The following is a 7536-nucleotide window of genomic DNA, read 5'->3' as shown; positions in this document are numbered from 1 at the left end:
GGGTTGCTATGAGGTTTTTATTTTTCTCACTAATGCATCGTAAATTAGAGCGTCCGTGGTAGCGACCAAGCGCCAGAATGCCCAGAGGATTTGCTGCGATAACCCCAAACACCTCACTAACTTGGGCTATTGCTGCGACGCTAAGTGAAAACCGAGTCAGCCCCCCCTCTATTCTCCCGTTAGGTGCGCTTTCTGTGGTTGAGGCTACTCAAATAGTACGTTTTCATCAGCTTGCAGACAGCGTGCGAGCTGATGTTTCGTCTGGTGGGGGCTTGGCTATAAGGTCTGTCGACCATGAGTCATGGGGAGACTGCGGGGATTTTGGAAACCGCGATTGAAGTTGGAACTCAGCTTGTCCCGGCGGCAGCGTATAAAAAACCGATACAAAAATGAGTTTGGACGTTTTATGGACGTTTTGACGAAAACGAGACATAGGATTCTCGCCGGTTCCCAAACCCCAGAAACCACAAAGCCCCGCATTGCGGGGCTTTGAGATATGGTGCCGGCACCAGGAGTCGAACCCGGGACCTACTGATTACAAGTCAGTTGCTCTACCAACTGAGCTATACCGGCGTGTTAGGGCGACGATTATAGCGATTGGCAAGGTTCTGTAAACCCCTGAAATCTGACTATTTTTGCGAAAACTCAAGTTTTCTCACATTGCCCTGCTTTTCTCCGCCCCTTCAGCAAAAAATCAACGCTCGTGCAGTGCCTCTGCCCGGGATTTGATGATGGGTTTGAGCAGGTAGCTCAAGATGCTTTTCTTGCCGGTGATGATGTCTACCGACGCCACCATGCCGGGGATGATCAGCAGGGGTTTTTCGTCGGTGCCCAGGTGGCTGCGTTCGGTGCGCAGTTTGATGACGTAGAAGGTGTTCTTCTTTTCTTCGTCCATCACGGTGTCGGCGCCGATTTGTTCGAGCTTGCCTTTGAGGCCGCCGTAGATGGTGTAGTCGTAGGCGGTGAATTTGATCATGGCTTCCTGGCCGGGGTGCAGGAAGGCGATGTCTTGCGGGCGGATCTTGGCTTCCACCAGCAGCGTGTCGTCCAGCGGTACCACTTCGGCGATGTCACTGCCGGGTTGGATCACGCCGCCGACGGTGTTGACCAGCATCTGCTTGACGATGCCGCGCACCGGGGAGGTGACCATGGTGCGGCTTACGCGGTCTTCCAGGCCTTTAGATGTGGCTTGGGCCTTGCTCAGGTTGGTGCGGGCTTCGTTCAACTGGGCCAGGGCTTCGCTGCGGAATTTACCCCGGGTTTCGTCGATTTTGCGCTGCACTTCGTTGATCGCGGCTTGGGCGCGCGGGATGGCCAGGGTGGTGCCGTCGAGCATACCTCGGGTTTCGACTTCGGAGCGCTTGAGGCGCAGCACTTCTACCGGCGATATCGCGCCTTGCTTCACCAGTGGTTCGGACATGCCGATCTCCTGGCGCAGCAGGCCCAGGCTATTACGGTATTGATCCTGTTTGGAGCTGAATTCACGCAGTTCCTGCTGACGTTGCAGCAGCTGTTGTTGCAGCCCGCCAATCTCATCTGCCAGTTGTTGGCGGCGGCTCTGATACAGCGACTCTTCGTTCGAAGCTTGGTTTGGCGCAGTCTTGCGTGCGTTGTCGGAGATGTTCAGCGGGCGGTTGTCGACTTCCGCGCTCAGACGCTCCACGCGCAGTTCCATGGCCACGCGGTCGGCTTCGGTTTCGCCGACGTTGGAGGCAAATCGCGTATCGTCCAGGCGCACCAGCGGTGCCCCGGCGTCGACGATCTGGCCCTCATGCGCATAAATCTGCGCGACGATGCCGCCCTCCAGGTTCTGGATCTTCTGGATGCGCGAGGAGGGGATCGCTTTGCCTTCGCCCTTGGTCACTTCATCGATGATCGCGAAGTGCGCCCACAGCAGCAGGAACACGAAGAAGCCGATCACGCCCCAGATGGTCAGGCGTACGATGCGTGGCGCGTCGTCGACCAGGGCTTTTTCCACTTCGGGCAGTGGCTGGTTGTCGAGTGAGTCGGTGCCTTTGAAATAACCGAAGACCATCTTCTTTAAGCGGCGTAGACCGGAGTTAAGCGACACTGATCTGCCCCTTTTTCAGCGCTTCCATCACGGCCGCTTTGGGGCCGTCTGCGAGTATCTGGCCACGGTCGATCACCAGCAGGCGGTCGACCAGGCTCAGCAGCGAAGCACGGTGGGTGACGAGAATCACCGTCTTGTTTTCGATCACCGACTGCAAGCGCTGCTTTAGGCGCTCTTCGCCGGTGTTGTCCATGGCGCTGGTGGGTTCGTCCAGCAGCAGAATAGGTGGGTTCAGCAGTAGGGCGCGGGCCAGGGCCACGTTCTGGCGCTGACCGCCGGAGAGGTTTTGCCCGCGCTCGCCCACTTGCAGTTCGTACCCCTGCGGGTGGAGCCTGGCGAATTCATGCACGCCGGCCAGCTCTGCCGCTTGCAGCACCATCTCGTCGTCCACGTAGCGCGCACCGGACACCAGGTTGTCGCGCAAGGTGCCGGCCAGCAACTGGATGTCTTGGGCCACGTAACCGATGTTGTGGCGCAGCTCGCTGACGTCGATCTGGCGAATGTCCACGCCATCCACCAGCAGCGAACCCGAGTCTGGCTGATAGAGGCCCACCAGTAGTTTGGCCAGCGAGCTTTTGCCCGAGCCGCTACGGCCGATAATGCCTATTTTTTCGCCGGGGCGAACGTTCAGGTTGATGCCGCGTAGCGCCAGGTTCTGTTGGTTCGGGTAGGTGAAGTCGACTTCGCGGAAGGTCATCGCACCTTGCAGCGATTTGCGGCTGAGGGGGCGCTCTTCGAAGTTGCGTTCTTGCGGCAACTCCATCATTTGGTCGACGGAGACCATCGTCACCTTGGCTTGCTGGTAGCGCGTCAGCAGGCCCGACAGTTGCGCCAGCGGGCCCAGTGCGCGGCCGCTGAGCATGTAGCACGCCACCAGGCCGCCCATGCTCAGGGTGCCATCAATGATCTGATACACGCCGAAGATGATCATCGCCACGCCCGCCACTTGCTGGATCAGCAGCGTGATGTTCATCGCCAGGCCGGACAGAACTTTCACCCGCAGTTCCAGGCGGCTGAGGGTGCCGATGGTTTGTTCCCACTGGTATTGACGCTCGCTCTCGGCGTTATTGACCTTCACCGCATCCAGCCCGGCGAGGGTTTCGATCAGGCTCGACTGGCGCTCGGCGCCCAGCGCCATGGTGCGCTCAAGTGTCGCGGTCAACGGCTTTTGCAGGAAGTGACCAATCCCCAAGGCCAGCGGGAACGCGACGATTGGAATCCACACCAAGTGGCCGCCCAGCAGCGCGATCACGCCGAGGATGATCAATGTAAAAGGCAGATCGATCAGGCTGGCCAGGGTCAGCGAGGTTAAAAAGTCGCGCATCCCCTGAAATTCGTGGATGTTTTGCGCATAACTGCCGACGCGTGCCGGGCGCATTTTCATCGACATGCCCACGATGCGCTCGAACAGCGTTGCGGAAATGATCAGGTCGGTTTTCTTGCCCGCAAGGTCCAGGCACAGGCTGCGCATGCTCTTAAGCAGCAGGTCGAACAGGTAGGCACCGCAAATGCCGACCGCCAGCACCCACAGGGTGGCGGTGGCCTGGTTGGGGACCACGCGGTCGTACACGTTCATCACAAACAGCGGCGCGGCCAGGGCGATCAGGTTGATCACCAGGCTGGCAGCGATAGCATCGGCGTAGAGCCAACGTGAGCGTTTGAGGGTGTCTTTGAACCAGGAGCGCGCGCGCGGGATAAGCGTGCCGCTGGTGACGTCAAATTTATGCTGCGGTTGGGCGAAGAACACCCGGCCGCTGTAATCTTGACTCAGCACTTCCCGCGTGACGTGAACCTCGCCGCCTTCACTTTCGCTGAGCAGCAAGCGGGCGGTATCACCGTCCCACCCCACCAACACCGCACTGCGCCCTTCCTTCAACAGCAATAAGGCCGGCAATGCGATGGTCGGAATCTGCTCCAACTTGCGCTGCAGGAGCCGACCCTGCAAACCCGCCCGCGCGGCTGCGCGGGCGAGCAGGTCGGGGCTCAAGCGCTGGCCTGCCAAGGGCAGGCCAGTGGTCAGCATTGCCCGACTGGCGGGCTTGTAATGCAGGGAGCAGAGGGTCAGCAACCCGTCCAGCAAGGGGTCATCATGCTGACTGCGCGGGTCATGGTTGAGCGGCGCCACACTTATTTCAGAATCCAAGCTGACTCTCTCTTAATGCAGTTGAGCGGTCCAACTCCGTCAAGAATCAGTTCATCCCTGGCAGGTTCACCTTCGTTTTGACTTCGTTCTGCACAACTGATGCCAGCGGCGCAACCACGCCTTGGCTTTTGAGCAGTTGGCCCATATCGGCCTTGATACGGTATTGCGTATACAGCTGCAGGTTTTTGATCTGTGCCAGGCGTTGCGATGCCGTGAACAGTTCGTTCTCGCTGTCGAGCAGGTCGAGCAGTGTACGCTCACCCAGGCTGAACTGCTGCTGGTATGACGTGCGCACGCGGGTGCTGCGGTCTACGTATTCCTGAGCGATCGGCAATTGCGCCGTGGCGTTGTTGTAGGCGTTCCACGCCAGGCTCAGTTCCTGGTTCAGCTCACGCAGGGCGTTATTGCGGATATCCAGCGCTTGGGATGCCTGGGACGCCTTGGACTGCAGGTCTGCTTTGTTGCTGCCGCCGGAGTATAGGTTGAACTGCATGCGCAGCATGGCGGAGTAGCCATTGTCGTGACCTTCTTCGCCGCCGATATTGCTGTTGGCCGAGCGCTGCAGCTCAGCATCGAAGCGCGGATAGAACGTCGACTTGGCGGATTCGTATTGCTTTTCAGCCGCAGCGATGTCCGATTCGGCCGAGCGCAGTACCGGGCTGCTCTCAACCATCTGCCGGCGTGCTTCTTCCAGGCTGGCAGGCATCAAGGCGACAAAGCCTTGGGGCTTCTCCAGCTCGTCGGGTTCTTGACCGACGGCGCTCATGTAGTTGGCTTTGGCGTCATCGAGGTTGGTCTGTTCGGTCAGCAAGTTGTTGCGCGCTTGGGCCAGACGGGCTTCGGCCTGGTCCATGTCCGCCATTCTTCCGACGCCACGGCTGGTGCGCAATTTGATTTGGTCAAAAATGCGTTCGTGGCTTTTCAGGTTGTCTTCTGCCAACTGCACCATCTCGCGACGGGTGAGGACATCCAGATAAACCTGAGCCACCGTCAGCGCAGTGCGCTCGGTGGTATTGAGCAGGGCATAGCCGCGAGAGTTGGCGGTGGCCTGCTGGCGGCCGACTTCATTCTCGGTGCCGAAACCTTGGAACAAGTTTTGCTGGAGACGAATGCTCGACTCGCCGCGGTTAAGGGTTTTCCAATCATGGCTATTGCTGGCGGCGCGGGTCGAGGTGTTGTCGGAGCTTTCGCGACCATAACCGCCCAGCAAGTCGATTTTAGGCAGGTAGCCGCCCTGGGCCGCTCTGACCTGATAGTCGGCGGCGATGCGTGCGTTGACCGCAGCCTGGATTTCTGGGTGAACGTCGACAGCCTTTTGCATGGCTTCTTGAAGGGTTTGAGCCTGTACGAAGCTAGTCGCAAGAACAAATGGCACAGCGGTGAATAAGTGCAAACGCATTCTGATTCTTCCCCGGGGATTGGTTGCCTGAAAGCCGCAACAAACTTGAAATATTGCACTGGAGTGGCAACTCGAAATACCCGTTTTTACTGGGCGCCGCAGGGCGCAAACAGAAAGTCGTGAAGCCGCTTAAATATCAATGTGACATTACTGGGCGGATTGTTTAGGATGACGTCCAATAGGTCAATACCTTGACGGAAAAGTAATTTTTCTGGCGCGGCAACAAAATATTGACGCCATTATTTTTTTAAGCAATTGAGTACTCCAGCTTATTGAATCGGCACCACTGACAGGGCCGGTCTCCTGGGTGGATACCCCTGAACGGCAATACACGGAGAGTCTTTTATGAGCAGCGTTGCGGTCGTCAAAAGCATTGTCGGTCAAGTGTTCGCGGTATCCCCAGAAGGGATTCGTCGTCTGCTGGTAGAAGGCGACCGCTTGTTCGCAGGGGAGCAGATTGATACGGGCCCGGCCGGTGCCGTTTCGCTGGAACTGGCCGACGGCCGCGTGATCGATCTGGGCCGCGACACTCAGTGGAGCGCCAACGCACCTGACTCGACCACCGACCTCAGCGCCGCCACTGCTCAAGCAGCACCGTCCGTCGCCGAATTGCAGCAGGCCATCGCTGCCGGCGCCGACCCGACCCAAGACCTCGAAGCCACCGCCGCGGGCCCGACCGCAGCCGGTGCTGACGGCGCTGTCGGCGGCGGTCATAGCTTTGTTGTGCTTGAAGCGACGGCCGGCGTGGTCGACCCTACCATCGGTTATCCGACCAACGGTCTGAATGCGGCGGATGCGGTGGCAAACGCCCTGACCGGCGCGGACAACAACGGCGTCGACCCGCGCAACGTCACCATCACCCTGACCGCCACGCCTACCATCACCGAAGCCGGTGGTGTTGTGGTTTACACCGTATTCATCACGCAGGCCCCGACCAGCGACCTGACCGTCACCTTGTCCAACGGCCTCTCTGTTGTGGTCCCAGCCGGCCAGACCTCGGGCGCGCTGAACGTCACGTTCGCCGGTAATGACACCCCTTACCTGGACGCCTCGTCGATCTCCGCCACCATCGCCGGCACGTCCGGCGGCGGCAACCTGATCATCACCACCGATCCGACGCCGGCGGTCACTCAGATCAACGACACCATCGACACCACCACCGTTACGCTCACCGCGACGGCATCGGTGGATGAGGGTGGCAAGATCGTCTACACCGCCACCGTGACCAACGCGGCGCAGACCGACGTTGTGATCAAACTGTCCAACGACCAGACCATCACCATCGAAGCCGGTAAAACCACCGGTACGGTCAGTGTCGACACTCCGGCTAACCTGGCGGATGGTAAAGACCTGACGGTCAGCGCCACCATTACCAGTGCCACCGGCGGCAACTACGAAAACCTGGCGATCAATCCCGCACCGGCCACCTCCACCGTTGTTGCCGTGGATGATCCCAGCGTTCTGGTCGCCGATACCAACACGATCGTCGAAGATAACGTCGCCACCGGCAATGTGCTGAGCAACGACAGCGACATCGACAACGTGCTGACCGTCGCCACCTTCAACGTGGGCGGCACCACCTTCGCGGCGGGCCAGACGGCTGTTATCGCAGGCGTGGGCAGTATCACGATTAGCGTCGACGGCGCGTATACGTTCACCCCGGTCAAGGATTACAGCGGCGAAGTGCCGCAGATCGGCTACACCACTAATACCGGTTCGAGCAGCACGCTGACGGTAACGATTACGCCGGTCAACGACGCGCCGGTGGCAGCGGTTGTTGAAGCTGGCGGGGCTGAAGATCCGGCCCAGGGCATTGCGGTCAAACTGAGTGCGACCGATGTGGATGGCGTGGAGAGCGTGAAATCGTTCACCGTCGGCACGCCTACCAACGGCACCTTCTACACAGACGCGGCCATGACCAAA

Annotated in this window: 4 protein-coding genes and 1 tRNA gene; 1 reads left to right on the top strand and 4 read right to left on the bottom strand. The window is 59.3% G+C overall.

From position 1 onward, the window contains the following. Positions 1-497 precede the first annotated feature (497 nt). From YA0848_RS35295 to YA0848_RS35280, 4 genes are all read right to left on the bottom strand, one after another. Positions 498-573 (bottom strand) — tRNA-Thr (locus YA0848_RS35295). Between the two features lie 121 nt (positions 574-694). Beyond that, the gene (locus tag YA0848_RS35290; protein ID WP_103387674.1) at positions 695-2035 is read right to left on the bottom strand and encodes an HlyD family type I secretion periplasmic adaptor subunit; all 1341 of its coding nucleotides are present in this window, start codon (positions 2033-2035) and stop codon (positions 695-697) included. Between the two features lie 25 nt (positions 2036-2060). Beyond that, positions 2061-4214, bottom strand: a complete 2154-nt coding sequence (locus YA0848_RS35285; protein ID WP_034095405.1) for a type I secretion system permease/ATPase — start codon at positions 4212-4214, stop codon at positions 2061-2063. A 46-nt stretch (positions 4215-4260) separates the two neighbouring features. After that, a complete protein-coding gene (locus tag YA0848_RS35280) occupies positions 4261-5613 on the bottom strand; it encodes a TolC family outer membrane protein (protein WP_034111347.1) in 1353 nt (450 codons plus the stop codon). Between the two features lie 345 nt (positions 5614-5958). Between YA0848_RS35280 and YA0848_RS35275 the strand changes: the two genes are divergently transcribed. Next, positions 5959-7536 (top strand): retention module-containing protein (locus YA0848_RS35275; RefSeq protein WP_198731579.1); only part of this gene is annotated, 1578 nt, incomplete at its 3' end.

Source organism: Pseudomonas sp. S4_EA_1b, assembly GCF_016307435.1.
GTDB lineage: Bacteria > Pseudomonadota > Gammaproteobacteria > Pseudomonadales > Pseudomonadaceae > Aquipseudomonas > Aquipseudomonas rhodesiae.
This window is presented reverse-complemented; position numbering and strand designations above follow the sequence as displayed.

Excerpts from the sequence above, each read along its gene's own strand:
- YA0848_RS35290 (WP_103387674.1), bottom strand. The coding sequence starts at position 2,035 with ATGGTCTTCGGTTATTTCAAAGGCACCGACTCACTCGACAACCAGCCA.
- YA0848_RS35280 (WP_034111347.1), bottom strand. The coding sequence starts at position 5,613 with ATGCGTTTGCACTTATTCACCGCTGTGCCATTTGTTCTTGCGACTAGC.